Raw genomic sequence first — 20,174 nt, forward strand, 5'->3', positions numbered from 1 at the left:
TGAGTGAGTTGTGAATCTTGATTGAGTATGTTAATTATTAAAGGTCATATAATCACTAACTCACAACTCACTCATTCACTCACTAAAAACTACTAAATAATAAAAATAGTCATGGCAAAAAATATTGGTGAAATAGCTGATGAGGAGGTTCAAAAAGAATCATCCTTCGGAGGCTTAAAGAAAAATATCAAACGAAACATCTATCGTTGGCACAGAATTATCGGCTTGGTCACGATGATTCCAGTAATTTTTTGGTGTATCTCAGGCATGATGCACCCTTTCATGTCGCATTGGTTTAAAGTAAAATTGGCACATGAATATGTTAAGCCAGAAGCAGTAAATCAAGCACAAATAAAACTGTCTTTACAAGAAGTATTGAAGAAAAATAGCATCACTGAATTTAGAAATTTCCGTATTGTTAGTTTCAATAATCAGACGTATTATCAAGTAAAAAGAGTGAGTAATCGACTAGCATATTTCAATGCTACGACTGCTCAGATACTTGAAAATGGTGATAAAAAGTATGCAGAATTTTTAGCACGCTATTTTACTGAAGACTACCAGTCGAAGGTTAAAAATATTGAAGAAATCACAGATTTTGATGATGAATATGCGTATGTCAATCGTTTATTACCTGTTTGGAAAGTATCATTTGAACGTGCCGATGGTATGGATATTTATATTGAAACTGAGCAAACTCGTTTGGCAAACTTCAACGAAAACCGTAGAAAAGCCTTTTTATGGGTCTTCAGAACGTTTCATAATTGGGATTTCTTGATGAAAATCACTAATAATACACTCAGGATTTCGATAATGATAGGATTTTTATCAATCATCATTATTTCAATGTTGAGTGGTTTAGTGATTTATGGCTTTATGTGGGGGAAATTCAAAAAGCCACGAAATGCTAACGATAAAGTAGGAATCTTGAGGAAATATCATCGCCAGATTGGACTGTGGGTAGCTTTTGTCACTTTCACTTTTGCTTTTTCGGGTGCTTATCATGCTACCAAAAAACTCACTCCTGACGAACGCATCAAGTACTTCTATCAACCAGTTATCAAAACTACGGATTTACAAACGGCTACTTTGGCTTTACCACTAGACTGGACGAAGATTGCAAACCTTTCGTTAGCCAAAATTGATGACAAACTGTATTATCAAGTATTTATAAAGTCGGAAGAAAAAGGAGCTTGGAAAAAAGAACAACAAGACAAAGCAGAGAAAATGGGCGAAAGCAAAAAGCCTGATGCAAAATCAAATATAGCTTATTACGACGTACAAACGGCCAGTCTTTTACCCGACGGAATGATGTTGCATGCCAAAGCATTGGTAGCACATTTTATTGAGCAAGGAAAATCGGGTGGCGACCCTACTTGTTGTGATTTAACCGCAAGTACAACAGATGAAGGCGAGGGCGAAGCATTACCCGCCATAGCTTCAACAGGATTCTTAACCAAATTTGATAAGGAATATGGCTTTGTAAACAAACGTTTGCCAGTAGTGAAATTCGCGTTGGCGACAGACAATCATTTAACCTATTATGTTGAACCAGCCACCAGCAGATTAGCCGCAAGCATTGTTGATTCTGACCGAAGAGAAGGGCTTTCGTTTGGGGTTTTACACAAATTTTTGTTTATGGATTGGGCAGGAAAAGACATCCGCGACATCGTTACTATCCTTTCAGCATTAGGTGTTTTGGTAGTGAGTTTGTTTGGCTTTGCTTTGTTTTTAAAGGTGAAGTAAGAAACAGAAATAGTCGTAGAATATATCAAAATGTTCTACGACTATTAGTAATATACTAAACCTAATAAATTAAATACCTGACTTTTAGTATTCCATCAATTTTTCCAATACTTTCAAAATCTGCATTTATTTTATAGGTTATCCAAAATGCTTTGTCATACATTTCGGGAATGATTTTACGTTGGGGTACTTCTTTTATTTCTAAAATTTCAATGCTTTTCTTTTTAGAACTTACAAGAGGAAGATAAAAACTCACGGCCCAATCGTCACTATTTTGAATACCAAGCTTAAATTTTGATTTAATTTGTTCATACTTCATTTCATTAGTCTTCAGACTATCCGATTTAACTTTAAAATTTATTAATTCAATGGAATTGGTATCACGATAAAATATGTTTTTTAATAAAAGGTATTTATTGGCGCCTGCAATATCCATATATTCAGTAACTGTTTGGTGATCAAAACTTTCCGAAACATCAATTTGCTTGCCTAGCCACTCACCTTTAAAATATCCTAATTCTCTATTTACAGTATTTTTTATGTCTATCTCTACTGATTTATAATCGAAAAAAGCACCATTTGCAGTTAAACGGATAGTATATTTGCCATTCATGTCGAATATAAATGTAGGATTTTCCACATTTGTATTATATCCCCAATTTCCGACACTTGTACCAATCTCAAGAGAAGAATAATTTTTTGATAAATTTTTCATTTTTACAACTCCATCATCTAATAATTCAATAGAGAAATCAGCTATGGGAGAGTTTTGGTTTACATAATTTATTACAATTTGCTTACTAACTGTTTTTGATTTTCCATTTTTATCATACCCAGTTAAAGTAATAGTATAATTCCCATCCTTTTTATAATAATGTTTCCCATCCCAATTTATAATTACTCCTAAAGATAAATTATGAAGCGTTGTATCAGCTATTATTTTTGTGCCATCTCCATAATCTAAATCATATTTAACCGCATTACGTAGTCTGTTTAAGACTTTGACATAATTGAATTCTTGTATAGTTTCGAAATCTACCACTAATTCAGGGGTATTAAATATATCTTTTTCTTTACAAGAGAAAAGTAGTAATATACAGTATAGATAGAATAAATTTTTCATTTTTAAGGATAGATTATACTATTGAGTCGACTTTTCATGAAAAATCAATTATGCAATTATTTTAAGTATAACAAACGTTTTGTTTCAACCAGATCGTCAACTGTTAATCTATAATAATACACGTTGGTATATGAGAATGATAATTCTTTGATATCAAAAGGGTAGTTATATTTTCCAGCAGCATGATTTCCGTTGGCTAATGTTTTAATAACGTTACCTTTGTCATCTATAATATCTAATCTTAAATTATTTGCATCCGAAGGTAATTCAAAGGCAATGGTTGTTCCAAAGTTTTCATAAGCTGGGTTTGGATAAACAGAGCTTTTAATTATACCTTCATTTTCTGCAAAAAGACTCTCATCACTTCCAATGCGTGCATTTGTTAAAGTTACAGGTAAATATACTTTTCTAGTAAGCATGAAATTGCCATTACTTGCTTTTATATAACAACGCCAATTACCTGAATTTGATGCCACAGTGATTGAATTGCTGCATGGACTTGTAGGTGAAGAACAATCGACATCTTTGTAGTTGCCATCATATTGAACCCATCGATATTCAGAATAACCACTTGGAACAGACAAAGTAGCACCACCTGATGAATTTGGTGTTACAGAAATAGAAGGGATTGATGAAGATTGAATTGGTGTTTTTGTTTTTAAGCTATTGAAATTTGTATAATATTGGTTCGCTAAATCATATAATCCATTTGATGCAAAATGTGTTCTATCAGATTGCCTTTTGTTTGAACCAGAGCCTATTGCATCAAAAATATCATCAGAACTACTAGCTCCATTTACTCCGCTTTTATCTGTTCTACTTGTATTTTGACCTGTTAATACATTAGAAGATGTTAGTTCTGCTCCATTATAATTAATGCGAGAAACATTAGAAATGGCCCAAGCTAAATTGCCATTAAAATGATCTCTACTTTTTTGAATAACATTGTTTAAAAGTGATGTGTAAGTAGTAGATGAACTATTAGTAACCGTATTAGATTCTCCTTGATGCCATAAAATACCTCTAATGCCATGCATAGAAGCATAATAGTTGAGAGTGTTCCTTAATGCTATATAAGGCTGTCCTTGTCCATTATTTTCTGATGTCGGAACTCCATCTGAGTTACAATGAATAGCATTACCCCATAATGGATTTTGTACGTACGCACTTTGATCATCAGCTGTAGCTGACCAATTATCAACAGAAGTACCACTTGCACCAACATTGAAGAACAATACAGGTATTATTTTGCCAGATTCATTATCAACAATACTATTTCCTAATCTTTGGTATGCCCAGACTTCTCCTCCATTTGGTCCAACCCTTGAAGAGTTTTCCATTTTTCCAAAAATTGGGAATGGAGCTATAGATTTTTTACAAAAAAGTTGTTCATTGTTGCTTATAACACAGTCGTAAGGGGAGTTTGAACTATTTGCTTGAGGAGGTGTCATTGTTCCCACTCCCTGAGCATTTGATTGTCCTGCTACTACGATTACTTCTCCAACTCCAAATTTTATTGAAGAAGTACCACCAATTTGGTTGCCATTTTGTGAGGCTCTAATGTACATACGATACCATCCTGTACTGATTGGTAAATTAAATTGAAAGGTTCTCCCACCACCAAAATCATAGAGATTAACCCAAGATTGAGAATTATAATTAGTATTATTTCCATCCTTATCTAAGGTTACTAATTTATATTGAATTTGGTATGTACTTGTACTAACCATAGCTTGTCCACCAAATGTTATTGTAGCTTGTCCAGTGTTATCTCTTTGGAATACTGAACGTTCTAGAGGAAGAGATAATGAAACTTGCCCTTTTGCAACTATGTTTGTTAGCAGTATTAGCAAAATTATATATGATTTCATAAGTGTCTTAGGTTTATTTATTACTTTTCAATAATTTTTGTAGTTTGAATCAAAGGTATTTTGGCATTGAAATGTAAGTTTATAACTTTTATAAACTCGTTAGCAATTACTGCGTGTCCTAAAGCAGTGGGAGTAATACCATCAGATGAAAAAAAGTTGCCATTAGGATAAGATGGATTAATTAAGACGCCATCATCAGTTATATAATTACCTTTTAAAATTCCTTTGTATAAGGAATATAGGTCTACAATAGGTAATTGATATTTTTGTGAAAGGGGTTCAATAATTGTTTTATTATAGCCTTTTACCGAAATAGTTTCAATTTCGTCAATACTTAAAACATCGCTATCATTTAGGGGTGAATCTGGTTTTAATCCTAATTTTTGAGTGTCAGAGATAGTATTATCCATCAAATCTGATATGTTTTGTGTAGGCAAGAATATATCTAAATTATTTGCAATTCTTACACCACTTTTTGCTAAGTATGAAATAAAAATTTCATTTGTCGAATTAGCTTTTTGAAGTTTTTTAAGGGTATTAAATCGAAAAATTGGAAAATCCAAAACGTCGGGTATATTCGCAATAACCCCCTTTGTATTCTTTGAAGTAAGAATATTGAGTAGTTCAATCTCTCCATAATTCTCTCTTGCACCCATGTAAATAATGCTAGTACCTAGGCCTCCAGATTTGATGTATTGTATGTAGTCATGAAATCCTAGTTCATAAGTAAAAAAATCAATATTTTGTACTCTACTTAAATACTTTAAATATGAGACTTTTCCTTCCTCTTCTGTAGAAATTAGTCGGTCTAAATATTTGAAAGATTTTTTATCAACAAATGGATTATTATCACTTACAGGTTCATAGATATCTAATACCTTTAGGTAAGGTAGAGCAAAGTTGTCTATTTCATTTATTATTTTTGGTAGTTTTTTACTCTCATCAAGACCAACAATTTTTTGAAATTTTAAGTTATTATTCTTATCAAGCATAACACTTTCATAACCTGTACCATTTTTTTCAAGAAGAGGTTGTCTAAAATCAACTATACCCATTTGTTGAGCAATTAAATTAGGGAAAGATGTTTGTTGAGATGCTAAATACACACCTCCATTTCTTACGCCCGCCGATAAAGACGAACCTATTGATATGTACCTGACCTTATTCCCATTTTCGGTTTTTAATTTACCAAGATCTGGAATTTGTGACAACAATTTATACTGACAAATAAGGAGTAGAATTAGAATTAGATTTTTTTTCATTTTGTGTAAAAAATTACGCTATCAACTTTGAAATTAGGTGTGAGTAGCTTTAACCTGAATTGTAGAATTTGAAGTAATTATTGAAATTGAATAAAATTGAATAAAGTTTTATATCGAAGCTGTTTAAACTTTCCCTTTCGGGTTAAACTAAGTCTTTTAGAATAGCTTGTTTCAAAATTTACTCAACGTAGCAATGCTATGCTTTGCAAATTTTGAAACAAGCTATTCTAAAAGACAATACTTTCACCTAAGAAACAGAAAGTTTAAACAGCTTCATCATATTAGTCTGGCGTACGTCTGTTACTATACGAAATATTACTATTGCATAAAATATCAAATAGTATCTTACAGATAACTTATTTTTAGGGTATACTTAATAAGTAAATACCTTATTTGAATCCATTATATAGCCATCAGAACTCTATAAATTCGATTGTCAATATTTATTGTAGGATTGATTTTTAGTCTCTTGTAATCAAAAATGCATAGATAAGCCAAATAACCTAAATCTATCTTTCGATGAGGTTTTAGTAAATAAAGAACTAATCAAAAAAATAAAATTATTCTTTTGATTGCTTGATGGAAGTAATAGCAAAGATTTTGTAGACTTTGAGTTGAAAGTAGAGTTTTTATTTGACATGGTAGAGAGTTTTTAAATTTAGAATGTAATACGTAAAACTAATAAAGGCCTAGTTGACCTTTTAAAGATATACAAATATAGCCAAAGAACCAACAAATAGGAAAAATAATATAGAAATATAATCAATATTTATCAAATGGTAGCTTATTGGTAAATATAGAAGCTATGAATCTTATGTATTATATTTGTAACATAATTCAAAAGTTATCAATTTTTGAAAATCGTTTAATCAATGCTTACTTTCAACATAGATATACAAAAGCTAACAAGACAACAAATAGGCAAGCTGAAAAGCTGGTTGGCTTTGGCTATTGTAGCGGTATTGGTGGGACAAAGTGTAGTAGGTTATTTGTTGGTAGTTTCCCTAAAAGATGAAAACACCTTTAGTCAAGAAATGTCCAAGACTGAATTTAAAGTCAAGCAGTTGCATCAAGAAACGAAACAAAAATTACTTGCTTTAATCGATTTCGACCAATCGTCTGACAAACAAAACAGAGGAACAAACAGTGTCCTTAATCTTACGCCATTCAACTTATTCTGTGAAAACTCATCCATTAAATTACCCATTCACTATTCATTTCCGTTTTTACAAAAAAGAAATTATATTTATCTAAACCTGTACTACTTTAATCTTTACCTCAAGATTCCTCATCCCCCACAAACTACCTCTTTTTCTGCTGTTTTTATGGGCTAGCATTCTTTCTATGAGCATGTAATTGATGTGCTTTACCTATGAATTTTCTTAGGATGAAATCACATGCCCAAATGATATTAAGGTTTAACAAAACGCAATCATTAGGCTATTCTTTCAAAAGAATAGTCCAATAGACATTGCTCTAAAAATTACAGAAATGGATTTTCCTATTTTTCACCTTGATTTTATGGGTGACCGATTGCTCATTGCCATTATCGCAGTAATCCATGTGTTAATCAACCATGGTTTAGCAGTTGGTTTTATACCATTAGTTACTTTACTCGAATACTTAGGCTTTAGGAAAGCCCCCAAAAATGAGGTTGTCAATGTAGAGTGGGATAATTTAGCCCGACGATTAATGACGATTGCCTTTATTATAACAACTACTATTGGAGCAATGACAGGTGTAGGCATTTGGCTTTCGGCTTCTTTAGTTAATCCTGCTTCCATTGGAAGTTTGATTAGGGTATTTTATGGAGCTTGGTTTGTAGAATGGCTGACTTTTGTAACAGAAGTGGTACTGATAATGATATATTATCTTTCTTGGAAGAAGTCAAACACAAGTATAGAAGCTAAATCTAAACACATCATGTTTGGGGTGAAGCTCTCAATTGCTTCTTGGATTACAATGGCAATTATCGTATCAATCCTAGGCTTTATGATGGATACAGGAAGTTGGGTAGCCAATAAAACTTTTGTATCAGGTTTTACCAACCCTATTTATTTACCTCAACTGATGTTCCGTACACCTCTGGCGGCGTTAATGGCGGGTTCTATTGCACTTTTTCTCACAATGTTTCTTACTCCAAATGGTTCCGAAATTCGGAGAAAAGCTTCAAGAGTTATTGCGCTGTGGATGCTACTGGCAACGCCTTTCTGTGCTACTGCGGCCTTTTTATATCATAGTAAAATACCAACATTAATGATTGGAAATTTACCTGTAGCAGTAGGAACGATGGATTTCCAATCTTGGTACGACTTATTAGTGTATTTTATTTTCGGAGCATTATTTTCTGTATTAGTCGTGGCTGGAATTACCTTCTTTCGACCTAAAATCAAGATTCCTAAATTGTTGTACATTATTCCTGTTTTAGGAATGTTGGGTTTTGCAGGGATTTTTGAACGTATTCGCGAATTCATCCGTAAGCCTTATGTAATTGGGAATTATATGTATTCCAATACCCTTCGGAAAGATGAATATCCATTATTCAAAAGAGACGGTTTACTAAAATATGCTACCTATTCTCCAGTACATGAAGTAACCGAAGATAATAAATTGCTTGCTGGTGAACAAGTGTTCTTGTTGGCTTGTAGTCGTTGCCACACTACCAATGGAATTAACTCTGTCATCGAAAAGTTTGAAGATATGTACAGCTTGAAAGAAGGTGAAAAGCTGAAGCCAGAAATGATGAAAGCCTATATTTCACATATAGAAAATGCTCGATATTTCATGCCACCTTTCCCCGGAAATGAGCAAGAATTGGATGCCCTTATTATGTACATCAAGAGTATTCAAGAAAATCGAGTACCCCTAGAAGGTGTACAAGAAAAAGGGCTTCAATTAACTGAAAAATAATATTTAATCCATTCTAAGAGAAATTTTACGATTGTAGCCACTATTCTTTCGGAAGGATTTCTCTTTGTCCAAATGCTTATTGGACTTAAATTTTGACATAATGATTTTACAACATATTTTTTTGCAAATACTATTGCAAACACCCATTCCACATGACATTCCACTGCCTTTGCCTTTACCGCATTCGGTATTGGTGATAGCATTAATATTCTCCTTTTTATTACATATCATTTTTATTAATCTGATGTTAGGAGGTTCCATATTAACGCTTTGGAGTGAAATAAAGGGTTTGAAAAATCCTGAGTACGATAAATTGGCTTACGAATTAGCTCAAACAATCACCGTCAATAAAAGTATGGCTGTGGTATTGGGCATTGCTCCATTACTCACTATCAATACACTTTATACGCTGTATTTTTATTCGGCAAACGCTCTTACGGGTTTGTTTTGGATAGCCATTATTCCACTAACTACGTTGGCGTTTTTGCTTACTTATGCACATAAATATTCATGGAATGTACTAAAAGATAACAAATCCCTTCATATTTCTATGATAGCGGCCTCAGTAGTTATCTTTTTATTTATTCCTTTTATCTTTTTGACGAACATCAATTTGATGCTTTTCCCAGAAAAATGGAATACTATTTCTGGCTTTTTTGAAGCCTTGGCTCTTCCGAATGTTTTTCCAAGATATTTACATTTCATATTTGCTTCATTAGGTGTTACAGGGCTATTTATTTTCTGGTATTTCGGTAGAAAGAGTTTTGCTTTTGAAGAAAAATTCCAAAGCTTGAGCCTTTATGAAATTCGTAGAAAAGCCTATTCTCTTACTTTTTCGGCTTCAGTAGCTCAGTTTCTTATCGGCCCAATTGTATTACTTACGCTACCCACTAAGGGAATAAGTTGGCAATTGATTCTAACTATTTCAACAGGTGCAGCCTTTGCTATTCCAGCTTTATTCTGGATTTGGAAAGCCATTACTGGACAACCTGAAAAAATAGCGAAAGATTTCTGGAAAGTGACTCTTTTGTTGACAACCACGGTGGTTTTTATGGGTTCTGGTAGGCATTTGTATAGAGCTACGGCTTTAGAGCCTCATCAAAAATTAGTAGCCAAAGAAACTGCTAAGTATCAGAAAGAAGTACAGCAAGCTATTAAAGATGCCAATGACCCAAGCAAAAAGCCTGTAGTTGCCGATGCTGGAGAAGCCATTTTTACCGCAAAATGTAGTGCTTGTCATGCCCTAGATACCAAAATAGTTGGCCCGCCTGTGAAAGAAATGGTGACGATTTATGAAAAAGACGAAAAAGGTTTGCACGATTGGATTCGTAAACCAGGCAAAAAACGACCTGATTATCCACAAATGCCAGCATTAGGTTTATCTGAGCAAGAAATCAAAGACGTAGCAACTTATATCCTCAAACAAAAATAAGTATGAAAATCCTATTGTTAAGCATTGGAATAGCCATCATCGGTTTAGCCTGTATTGGTGTTACCGCACGAATTCTGTTGGAAGTAACGATTCTCAAGAAAAATGGGATAATCCTTTTCCCTAATATCCGAAGAAATAAAAATGGCTAAAAAGAAAAAAAAACTCCCCGACTGGAAAAGAACAGTCGGGGCAATTATTCTGCTTATCATGTTAATAGTATCCATGCTGATGGTATTATTTCTAAGCAAATAACAAATATCATTTTGATATTTTCGTTTTAGTATAAGTATTGGAAAAAATACAAGAGTAACTTTGTAATATGTTAAAACAGTTCACAATATATTTTCTATTAATCATATTAAATATGCCCATATTTAGCCGTATGGGGATTGTGATGTATTATCAAGCCAATAAGGCGTATATTGCTAAAGTACTTTGTGTTAATAAAAACAGACCTTCTTTGCATTGTGACGGTAAATGTTATTTAGCTAAAAAGCTAAAAGCAGCTGAAGAAAAAGAACAAAAGCAAACTACGGAAAAGCTAGAAAAAATACCTGAAATTCAGCTATTTTGTTCTGCTAATTATTTTATATTTAATGATTTCAGTTTTGTTGAGTTTCTTCAATGTTTACCTAAATTCAATTTTTTAGCGAATCCGCTAGCAGGAATGCTTAAAGGCATTTTTCGCCCCCCTCAATTATAATACCTTCAATTTCTTGTGCCTTAACGTTTGTTTGTAGCGTTTTATACTTTTCGCTATCAGCTGTTTATGGCTAATCAAATGTGTACGTTGACAATGAGTATAGGCTGACTACATCCTATAATTCGTTTGTGTATTCGTATAAAAATAATATTTCTTATTAATCAAAATATTAAATAGGCTACGATACAGCCTATTTTAAAAAATGCTATATGAAAACTAATAAATTACTTTCAATACTTTTTTTCTTGGGTTTTATTATGCTGACAGCCTCTTGTAAAAAAGACGATGATGAAATCAATTCCAATAACAAAAACTCAATTACGTTATCTTTTGATAATAGGGTTGGCGACAAGGCCTTAGTTTTAACAACAGGTGCTTATATCAATAATGTTAGTGAAGACTTTACCGTAACTACGTTGAATTACTTTATTTCCAACGTTTCATTTAAGAAAGAAGATGGTACTGTAGTAAAATTCCCGAATAATTATTTCTTAATAAAGCAGTCTGACGTTAATAGTCTGGAAGCAATATTGAAAGATGTTCCTGCTGGCAATTATACAGAAGTATCTTTTATGGTTGGTGTAGATAGTACTAGAAGTGTATCCGACCTTAGCCAAAGAACGGGAGTACTGGACCCAGCATCTTATGGAGATGACGGTATGTATTGGGCTTGGAATTCTGGTTATATATTCTTCAAATTTGAAGGAACATCTTCTGTCGTACCTACTAATGCTACAGGGAAAAGACCGTTTCAACTACATGTAGGTGGCTTTGGTGGAATGACCTCTAAGACTGCAAATAACCTTCGAACTATTACTTTGCCATTGACTAATGCTGCTACTGTTCGCGGTAACATTGCTCCAGAAGTACATTTGTTTGTTGATGTTTTAAAGATATTTAATGGTACCGCTCAATTAAAACTAGCTGAGACAAACATGGTGCATAGTATCACAACGGCTACTCCTATTGCCGAGAACTACAAGAAGATGTTTAGTGTAGACCATGTTCACAATGATGCTAATTAATAAAAAATGCTCTTCTACTCTTCATATTTATTGAAGAGTAAAAGAATAAATAAATTAGATATGAAAAATCTATTCTTAGCTACCTGTATAATTGTCTTATTGGTGATGGCTTTATCCTGTTCAAAAACACCAGATGTTGTAATAGAGCCAGATAAACTTTTTTACCAACCTAGCAATTTTCAAAGTCCTGTATATAAAATACAAAGTAATCCAGTTACCAAAGAGGGCTTTGAATTAGGGAAGAGTCTGTTTTATGATGGAATCCTTTCAAGAGATGGAACTATTTCGTGTGGTGAATGCCACCGTCAAGACTTTGGGTTTACGCATCATTTGCATGATTTGAGCCATGGAATTGATAATCAGATTGGATTAAGAAATTCATCATCATTACAAAACCTAGCATGGGAAAAGACTTTTGGTTGGGATGGGGGAGTATTTGATTTAGACCTTTTTGCGATTTCGCCCATAGAAAATCCTGTTGAAATGGACGAGAAAACTAGCAATGTATTAGAGAAACTCAGAAAGTCGGATAAATATCCAAACATGTTTAAAAATGCTTTTGGAACTACTGAAATCACTTCTGAACGATTCTTGAAAGCATTGTCTCAATTTTTATTGTCTTTGATTTCGGCTAATTCTAAGTATGATAAATACACGAGAAAAGAAGCAGGGGTAGTATTTAGCGATTCAGAATTGGCAGGAATGGAATTGTTCAAACAAAAATGCTCCTCATGTCATGCTGGCGAATTATTTAGTGATGGTAGTTATAGAAATAATGGATTACCCCCTACAGAACGCCAACAAGTAGTATATAGAATAGTAGATGGTGTTAAAAAAGCGTTTATCGAGCCTGTGATTGATGACGGAAGAATGCGAGTGACGGAATTGCAGGGAGACAAAAATAAATTTAAAGTGCCAAGTCTTAGAAATGTAGAAGCTACTAAGCCCTACATGCATGATGGACGTTTGCAGACATTAGATGAAGTACTCAATCATTATACAAATACGGTAACTGCTACCCAAAATATAGATCCAATTCTCAATCAAAATGGTAAACTAGGTATTCCATTAACTGCTACAGAGAAAGCACAAATTATTACATTTTTAAGAACCTTGACGGATAGGACATTTTTAGAAGATAAACGATTTACGCCACAATAATAGCATCGTTTATGAAAGTGCATATTCGATAATAGCCTGAACATGAATTTTTGTAGTATCAAATACTGGTACTACAAAATCTTGTTGACTCAATATCATGGGGATTTCAGTACAGCCCAATATTATTGCTTCTGCTCCCATTGCGATTAAATCGTTGGCAATGGTAATATAGTTTTGCTTTGTTATTGGGTTTATGATACCTCTTCCCAATTCCTCCTTTAAGGTAAGTTGAATATAGTCTCTGGTTTCTTGTAGGTTAGGTACTAATACTTCTAGTCCGTTTTGTACTAATTTATTACGGTAAAAATCCATTTCCATTGTAAACTTTGTACCTAACAAACCAACTTTATTGATGCCTTGTTGTTTTATTTCTTTTGCCGTTTCAGTGCCAATATGGATGATTGGTAAGGCTATTTTCGTTGCAAGTTCATCCGCAAATAAATGAGCTGTGTTAGCACATAGAACAATTGCATCAACTCCGCTTCTTTTTAAACTTTCGCAAGCATTTAGGAAAAGCTCGAACGAATGTTCCCAAGTCTTCTCTTGAACATCTCCAAAATTCAATGAATAAATAATGCACTCAGCAAAATTAAGTCCGCCTAGTTTTTCATTAATGCCTTCGTTTAAAAACTTGTAATAGTCCATCGTCGACACCCAACTTATTCCGCCTATTAGTCCAATTTTTTTCATGTTACTATTGTTTTAAAAAAGATTGTAGTTTGCATTGATGACAATCTTTTACAAAAATAATAAAGGCTTTACATTAATTACCGATTAAAATAAACTTGAAATAAATGAGTTAATACTGGTGAGTTTTTTGCCATTTATTTTAGATATTGTATTAAAAGTATTATTTCAGGTTTTAAAAAAGATTGATAGTATAAAACCGTTATTATATTGGAAAATCCTTATAATGAATCTTTACATTATTTACACTCAGCGCCAACGCTTATGCTAGCACATTAAAAATCTCATCAAATATTCTATGAAATACAGACCTAAAAATAAGTATGTCTTTGGCGTATTGATGGCCATTTTAGTATTGGCGGTTAATCAATTATTTATTCAATATTGGTTAAATCAAAAGAATGAAGAGTCAAGAATGATTAATCTGTCGGGTAGACAACGGATGCTAAGTCAAAAAATAAATCTTGAGTATTTTCAATTGTTAAATCAAGAAGTAGGCTATAATGAACTGATAGAAACATTTAAAAATTGGCAAGCAGTTCATTTTGCCTTATTGAATGGAAATAAAGCATTATCGGTACATCCAGTCACCAATGGCGATGCCAGAAAAATATTAGTCGGTCTTTCTAAAAATATTGAATATATCCATCATATTTTAAATGAAAAACCTACGATAGACTTGAATATTATTCAAAAAATCAATAAAAATCAGGCTGATTTTTTGATAAAAATGGATGCTGTGGTTAAAAAACTGGAAGATGAGTCAGATAAAAAATTGAGATTTATTGTCATTATCGAAATTATTTTAGCCATCCTTTCTATTTTTATTATTGCTGCCGAAGTAATTTATGTTTATCAACCTATCGAAAAACAATTGCTCAAAACAATTGATGAACTTGAAAGTTCTGAAAGTAAATTATTAGCCATTTTAGATAGTTCGACAGATATTAATATTTTTATTAGCCCAGACCTCAAGGTCCTTAATTTTAATAAATCGGCAGAAGAAAATGTTTTACATTTGCATCAAAAACAACTAAAAGTTGGCGAAGATTTCACTCCTTTCATTACTACAAGTGCTTACGAATCCTTTCATGAAGCTTTTGGAGAGGCCTTACATGGTGAAATTACCATCACCGAAACAGAGTTGACATTTAACGGAAAAAAGATTTGGTTTAAAATCAGGTTCTTTCCTGTATATGATTCTCATTCAAAAATCATTGGTGTAACCTTTAATGCTACTAGCATAGACGAAAGAAAAAAAGCAGAAATCAAGGTGAATGAGCAATTGAACATCCTGAAAGAAATCGCTTGGCAACAATCTCATTTAGTGAGAAGTCCGCTTGTCAATATTTTGGGGATTTCCACTTTGCTGACAGATAAACAATATCAAATAACTGCTGAAGAGCAACAACTCTTTTTGACCCAATTAGGCGACGAAGCCAACCGATTAGATGGTATCATCAAAGACATCGTTCATAAAACATATTATGTTTATCATGAATGACACATCTTTGTAATGATTGAAAAAATGAAGCTGTTTAAACTTTCCGTTTCTAAGGTGAAAGTATTGTATTTTAGAATTGATTTTTTCAAAATTTGGGAAGCATAGCATCGCTACGTTGAGTAAATTTTGGAACAAGCTATTCTAAAAGACTTAGTTTAACCCGAAAGGGAAAGTTTAAACAGCTTCAATATTTAAAAAAAATAAACTTCTTTTCCAACCTTCTCTTTTGAATTACCGTCTATAGATAAAATACCGCTACATCATCAAAAAAAATGATGATGGAAGTAGAAGTGTTTTTATTTTTGTCGGATTACAATAATGTTTATCCTCTTAATCTTATCATTCAAATTATCATGAAAAAGTATTCTTTTTTATCAGTGGCAATGTTTGCCTTTGCCTTAATTTTTAGTTCCTGTCAACAAAACGAATTAGAAATTGTCTCTAAACCACACCCGAACAATCCTACTGTTCCAACCACAACTAATCCTTCCGATAGCCTTTTCTCAGTAAATATCAGTGCTAAAATGGAAGTTGGTTCTATTGCCTATGATAGTACATCAGCCAACATCATTGTTACCTCTTGGGATAAAAACAATGTAGCTTATGAAAAACAAGTAGAAATCGGAGCAGGTAAAAGTAAAGTGTATTTAACTAAAGCCCATCTGAAATTCAGGTTCAAATTTTTGAAATGGGGTATTAGTAATGAATTGACTTTTACTAAAGAGCAACTCAAAGAAGGAGATGTAATTAGTTTTGGAGGCAAAACTACCAAAAAGCAATTAAATTCTGAAGAGGCCACTATAGAAGTAGGTGGTGTAGTGAAACCTTATTCAAAAACTAATTATTCGTATTATGCATCGGGCTTATTGAAACAAATAGACTATTATCTCGCTGATGCTTCAACATCTGTTTTGGTAATGACCTACAAAACCGTTTATACGTATGATGATAAAGGCTTATTGACTAAAGTAGAATATTTTGAAGCTGATAATAAAGCGTTTGGCTCGTCAATATTGACTTATAATGCCAATGGCAAGGTTGCTACCATCAATGAAAAGAAATACGACCAAACGGTAATTGCTAATTTCAAATACAACTTATCAAATGGTATTGAAAATATAACAGCTGAATATGCTTTTGATAATGGTGCTAAAATGAGCTATGCGATAAAGTATAAAAACGGAAACATCGTTGAAGATATCGCCAACGGTAGTACTGGCGGTAGCGAAAGTGGCAAATATGAGTATGATTCAAATATTAACCCTTATGCTCAAATGAATTTGTATAGCTTGTTTTTGACAAACCTTTCAAAGAATAATAACATCAAATTAGACAAAGCATTTTCGGGTAGTATTCCTTCAAATATTCCCTATAAGTTTGAATACAAGTACGATGCCAATGGATACCCGACTGAATTTGAAAAAAGCTTCAAAACATACACAAACAATAATCATTTGTTCAAAATAAAAACGGTGTATAATTACTAATTGTAATAACGCTTTAGGAAGCCTTCGTGATAAACGAGGGCTTCTTTGTTTTTAGCCTATTAAGTATTGAAATCCCTACAAAACTGAATTTAAGCCCCACAAGATACAATCTTAGCGAAAACTCTTAGGGCGACTGAAATTTATCAGGCATAATTTGTAACTTCAATTTTCATCAAATACTAAAATCAAATTTCATCTAATATGAAAAAAACTACCTTTATCGTATTGACATTGCTCGGTTTTCAAGTTTCGGCTCAGAAAATTGTTCAGCGCGACCCCGTGATTGAACAAATGGTTTCAGAAGTAAATGCCGATAGCTTAAAAGCCCATATTAATAAGTTGGTAAGCTTTGGCACACGCCATACGCTAAGCACTATTACCGAGCCTAAAAGGGGTATTGGTGCTGCTAGAAACTGGGTGTTAAGTCGTTTTCAAGAATTTGCTAAGCAATCTGAAGGTAGAATGACAGCCAAAATAGATTCATGGGTGTTGAAACCAGATGGGAAACGAGTAGATAAAGACCAAGACATGGGCAATGTAATGGGAATATTAAAAGGAACCGACCCGAATGATGACCGTATCTTTTTAGTTTCTGGACACATTGATAGTAGGGTATCCAATGTGATGAATCGTGAATCGGAAGCACCAGGGGCAAATGATGATGGTTCAGGAACAGCGACAGTAATAGAATTAGCAAGGGTGATGTCTAAAGCTAAATTCTCTGCAACGATAATTTTTCTGGTAGTAAGTGGGGAAGAACAAGGGCTTTTAGGAGCGGACTATTTATCACAAAAAGCCTTTGATGAAAAATGGAATATTGAAGGCATTATGAACAATGATATTGTAGGGTCAAACAACAGTAGCGATACCAGAATTATTGATAATACTCGTGTAAGGATTTTTAGCGAAGGGTTACCTGCTTTTGAAATAGATAAAAAAGCAACAAGCATCCGTAATATGGGGCAAGAAAACGACGGAAAAGCCAGACAGTTGGCTCGTTATGCCAAAGAAATTGGGGAACGTTATGTGGATAATTTAGAGGTAGTAATGGTATATCGTAATGATAGATTTTTACGCGGAGGAGACCATACTCCATTTGTTAACCGTGGTTTCCCTGCGGTAAGAGTAACGGAGATGAATGAAAATTTTGAACACCAACACCAAGATTTAAGAACGGACAAAGGTATTCAGTATGGAGATTTACCTGAGTTCATGGATTTTGAATACCTCAGGAAAAACACAGCGATGAATCTGGCTACGCTTTCGAATTTAGCCAAAGCACCAGCAATGGTTCAAAACTTGACGATAGATACTAAAAACTTGACTAATTCAACGACACTGTTTTGGCAGACTCCCAAAACAGGAAAAGTAAAAGGTTATTATGTGTTGATACGGGAAACTTATCAACCTTTCTGGCAAAAGAAAATATTTACTACTAAGAATGGTATCAACTTACCTTATTCTAAAGACCATTATTTCTTTGCTGTACAAGCAGTAGGAGAGGATGGGAACGAAAGCTTACCACTTTTACCGAAAGTGGGCATGTAGGTTTTATTGATTGGTTATCTGACGATTGAAGATGGGTAATTCATTCCTCAGTGTCAGAGGATACCTCAAATTGGCTCGTTTTTGAACTTTTTCAGTACTCCAAAATTATATGGAATAGTTTTTTATTAAACTATAACTATATAAAATAATGGAACTTATGGAAAATCAACAAAAACACAGTACAAAGAAAAAGGAGGCTCTTTCAAAAGTTGAAAAAAATGGAGGAGAAACGCCCAATAAAGTAATTGTTGAGGAAGAAGAAAAAACATGGGATGGCCCTCTGGGCGAAGCCGTGCGCCATGCCAATTCCCCTCAGATATATGCTGTGCCTAAGGCTATACCCAGAACTACGACCATAGAAACGGGTAATCAAAAGCCTTTGAGTAATCCAGATGAAGCTAGGCCACAAACGCAAAAGCCAACCGTTATTCAACAACCTGTTGCTAATGATGATGAAAAACCTAGTTCTGAGGAAGTTAAGAAACAAAGTATCGAACATTCAGAAAAGAATAATGTAAGCGACAAGCGTGGCTACAATGAATTAAAGACTAAAAAAGAATGATTGATTAAGCGTATTAATCATGCTAAATAGATAGTGAGCAATGGTTTTATTGCTCACTATTTAATTATTCCATGAAAAAACATTGATTTTTAGGATAATTATTAAACCTATCAAAGATTCAATGTAATTTCAAGGGATAATTTTAAAATTTATGCCAATCATTAAACACGCTGATTATCAAGCTCCTTTTTGGCTACCTAATGGTCACTCACAGACTATTTTCCCTTCAGTTTTTCGTAAAATTAAAACTGTAAACTATCTGCGTGAAAGAATTATTACTCCCGACAACGATTTCTTGGATTTAGATTGGGCGAAAGCTCACCTGAAAAATGCTACAACAGACAAGGCTAGTAAAAAACTTGTTGTGCTATCGCATGGTTTAGAAGGCGATTCTAGCAGGCAATACATTACAGGAATGGTGCAAATCTTTACACAAAATGGATTTGATTGTTTGGCATGGAATTTCAGAAGTTGCTCGGGCGAGCTCAATAAAACTACTCGGCTTTATCACAGTGGTGCTACCGATGACCTTGATTTAGTGATAAAATGTGCTATTCAGAAAGGTTACGAAGAGGTTTATTTAATAGGATTTAGTTTAGGGGGGAATCTCACGCTAAAATATTTAGGCGAACAATCAGAAAAACTGTCTTCAAAAATCAAAAAAGCAGTTACATTTTCTGTACCTTTGCACCTCTCAAGCAGTAGTCAGACAATCGGGTGGCTTTATACCAAACGATTTAATGATTCCTTGAAAAAGAAAATCTTGGAAAAGGCAAAACTTTTTCCAGATCAAATACAAACTTCAAACATCTCGAAAATCAAAACATTAAAAGATTTCGATGATTGTTACACTTCACAACTACATGGTTTCCAAGACGCAGAAGACTATTACGAGCGTAATAGTTCCTTGTACTTCTTGGACAAAATCCAGATTCCAACATTAATTATTAATGCTCAGAATGACCCTTTTTTATCAAAGGCATGTTTCCCTTTTGAAAAGGCTAATTCTTTAGAACAAGTATTTTTCCAAGCCCCTAAAGACGGAGGGCATTGTGGATTTTATCAAGATAATTATCAAGGAACCTTATGGTCAGAAAAAAGAGCTTTAGAGTGGATAAGTAATAATTAGATTTAAAACAATCAAGATAAACTG

The 20,174-nt window shown here is 33.5% G+C and carries 17 protein-coding genes; 13 read left to right on the forward strand and 4 right to left on the reverse strand.

Going from position 1 to position 20,174, the window contains the following annotated elements:
* Nucleotides 1–111 precede the first annotated feature (111 nt).
* Nucleotides 112–1,746, forward strand: a complete 1,635-nt coding sequence (locus J2Y60_RS01770) for a PepSY-associated TM helix domain-containing protein (protein ID WP_309912345.1) — start codon at nt 112–114, stop codon at nt 1,744–1,746.
* A gap of 61 nt (nt 1,747–1,807) precedes the next feature.
* On the opposite strand, the gene J2Y60_RS01775 is transcribed toward J2Y60_RS01770, so the two are convergent.
* Genes J2Y60_RS01775 through J2Y60_RS01785 form a run of 3 tightly spaced genes read right to left on the reverse strand, consistent with a single transcriptional unit; the run spans nt 1,808 to nt 6,002 of the window.
* Nucleotides 1,808–2,869: a hypothetical protein gene (locus J2Y60_RS01775; RefSeq protein ID WP_309912344.1), complete on the reverse strand. Its 1,062-nt coding sequence runs from the start codon at nt 2,867–2,869 to the stop codon at nt 1,808–1,810.
* 56 nt (nt 2,870–2,925) lie between these two features.
* The gene (locus J2Y60_RS01780) at nt 2,926–4,740 is read right to left on the reverse strand and encodes a sialate O-acetylesterase (RefSeq protein WP_309912342.1); all 1,815 of its coding nucleotides are present in this window, start codon (nt 4,738–4,740) and stop codon (nt 2,926–2,928) included.
* A gap of 20 nt (nt 4,741–4,760) precedes the next feature.
* Nucleotides 4,761–6,002: a hypothetical protein gene (locus tag J2Y60_RS01785; RefSeq protein ID WP_309912339.1), complete on the reverse strand. Its 1,242-nt coding sequence runs from the start codon at nt 6,000–6,002 to the stop codon at nt 4,761–4,763.
* A gap of 872 nt (nt 6,003–6,874) precedes the next feature.
* On the opposite strand from J2Y60_RS01785, the gene J2Y60_RS01790 reads away from it, so the two are divergent.
* From J2Y60_RS01790 to J2Y60_RS01820, 7 genes are all read left to right on the forward strand, one after another.
* Entirely contained in the window at nt 6,875–7,336 is a 462-nt protein-coding gene (locus tag J2Y60_RS01790; RefSeq protein ID WP_309912337.1) for a hypothetical protein, read from the forward strand.
* Nucleotides 7,337–7,493: 157 nt separating this feature from the next.
* A complete protein-coding gene (locus J2Y60_RS01795) occupies nt 7,494–8,912 on the forward strand; it encodes a cytochrome c (protein WP_309912335.1) in 1,419 nt (472 codons plus the stop codon).
* 100 nt (nt 8,913–9,012) lie between these two features.
* The gene (locus tag J2Y60_RS01800; RefSeq protein WP_309912333.1) at nt 9,013–10,344 is read left to right on the forward strand and encodes a cytochrome c; all 1,332 of its coding nucleotides are present in this window, start codon (nt 9,013–9,015) and stop codon (nt 10,342–10,344) included.
* 2 nt (nt 10,345–10,346) lie between these two features.
* Nucleotides 10,347–10,493: a hypothetical protein gene (locus J2Y60_RS01805; RefSeq protein WP_309912331.1), complete on the forward strand. Its 147-nt coding sequence runs from the start codon at nt 10,347–10,349 to the stop codon at nt 10,491–10,493.
* 170 nt (nt 10,494–10,663) lie between these two features.
* Nucleotides 10,664–11,047: a hypothetical protein gene (locus J2Y60_RS01810; RefSeq protein WP_309912329.1), complete on the forward strand. Its 384-nt coding sequence runs from the start codon at nt 10,664–10,666 to the stop codon at nt 11,045–11,047.
* A gap of 209 nt (nt 11,048–11,256) precedes the next feature.
* On the forward strand, nt 11,257–12,072 hold the full coding sequence (locus tag J2Y60_RS01815; RefSeq protein WP_309912327.1) for an MbnP family protein: 816 nt from the start codon (nt 11,257–11,259) through the stop codon (nt 12,070–12,072).
* A gap of 60 nt (nt 12,073–12,132) precedes the next feature.
* Complete coding sequence (locus J2Y60_RS01820; RefSeq protein WP_309912325.1) at nt 12,133–13,233, forward strand: cytochrome c peroxidase; 1,101 nt, start codon at nt 12,133–12,135, stop codon at nt 13,231–13,233.
* Between the two features lie 9 nt (nt 13,234–13,242).
* On the opposite strand, the gene J2Y60_RS01825 is transcribed toward J2Y60_RS01820, so the two are convergent.
* Nucleotides 13,243–13,923 (reverse strand): amino acid racemase, encoded by a 681-nt coding sequence (locus tag J2Y60_RS01825; protein ID WP_309912323.1) that lies wholly within the window; start codon nt 13,921–13,923, stop codon nt 13,243–13,245.
* Between the two features lie 295 nt (nt 13,924–14,218).
* On the opposite strand from J2Y60_RS01825, the gene J2Y60_RS01830 reads away from it, so the two are divergent.
* The 5 genes from J2Y60_RS01830 to J2Y60_RS01850 all read left to right on the forward strand — a co-directional run bounded on the left by J2Y60_RS01830 (nt 14,219) and on the right by J2Y60_RS01850 (nt 20,150).
* A complete protein-coding gene (locus J2Y60_RS01830; protein WP_309912321.1) occupies nt 14,219–15,424 on the forward strand; it encodes a PAS domain-containing protein in 1,206 nt (401 codons plus the stop codon).
* Nucleotides 15,425–15,777: 353 nt separating this feature from the next.
* Nucleotides 15,778–16,911, forward strand: coding sequence for a hypothetical protein (locus J2Y60_RS01835; RefSeq protein ID WP_309912319.1), 1,134 nt, complete (start codon nt 15,778–15,780; stop codon nt 16,909–16,911).
* A gap of 201 nt (nt 16,912–17,112) precedes the next feature.
* Nucleotides 17,113–18,459, forward strand: a complete 1,347-nt coding sequence (locus J2Y60_RS01840; protein WP_309912317.1) for a M28 family peptidase — start codon at nt 17,113–17,115, stop codon at nt 18,457–18,459.
* Nucleotides 18,460–18,616: 157 nt separating this feature from the next.
* Nucleotides 18,617–19,021, forward strand: coding sequence for a hypothetical protein (locus J2Y60_RS01845; RefSeq protein ID WP_309912315.1), 405 nt, complete (start codon nt 18,617–18,619; stop codon nt 19,019–19,021).
* 151 nt (nt 19,022–19,172) lie between these two features.
* Nucleotides 19,173–20,150: an alpha/beta fold hydrolase gene (locus J2Y60_RS01850; RefSeq protein ID WP_309912313.1), complete on the forward strand. Its 978-nt coding sequence runs from the start codon at nt 19,173–19,175 to the stop codon at nt 20,148–20,150.
* Nucleotides 20,151–20,174: the final 24 nt, after the last annotated feature.

It is taken from the genome of Arcicella sp. BE140 (genome assembly GCF_031456255.1).
In the GTDB taxonomy this organism is placed as follows: domain Bacteria; phylum Bacteroidota; class Bacteroidia; order Cytophagales; family Spirosomataceae; genus Arcicella; species Arcicella aquatica.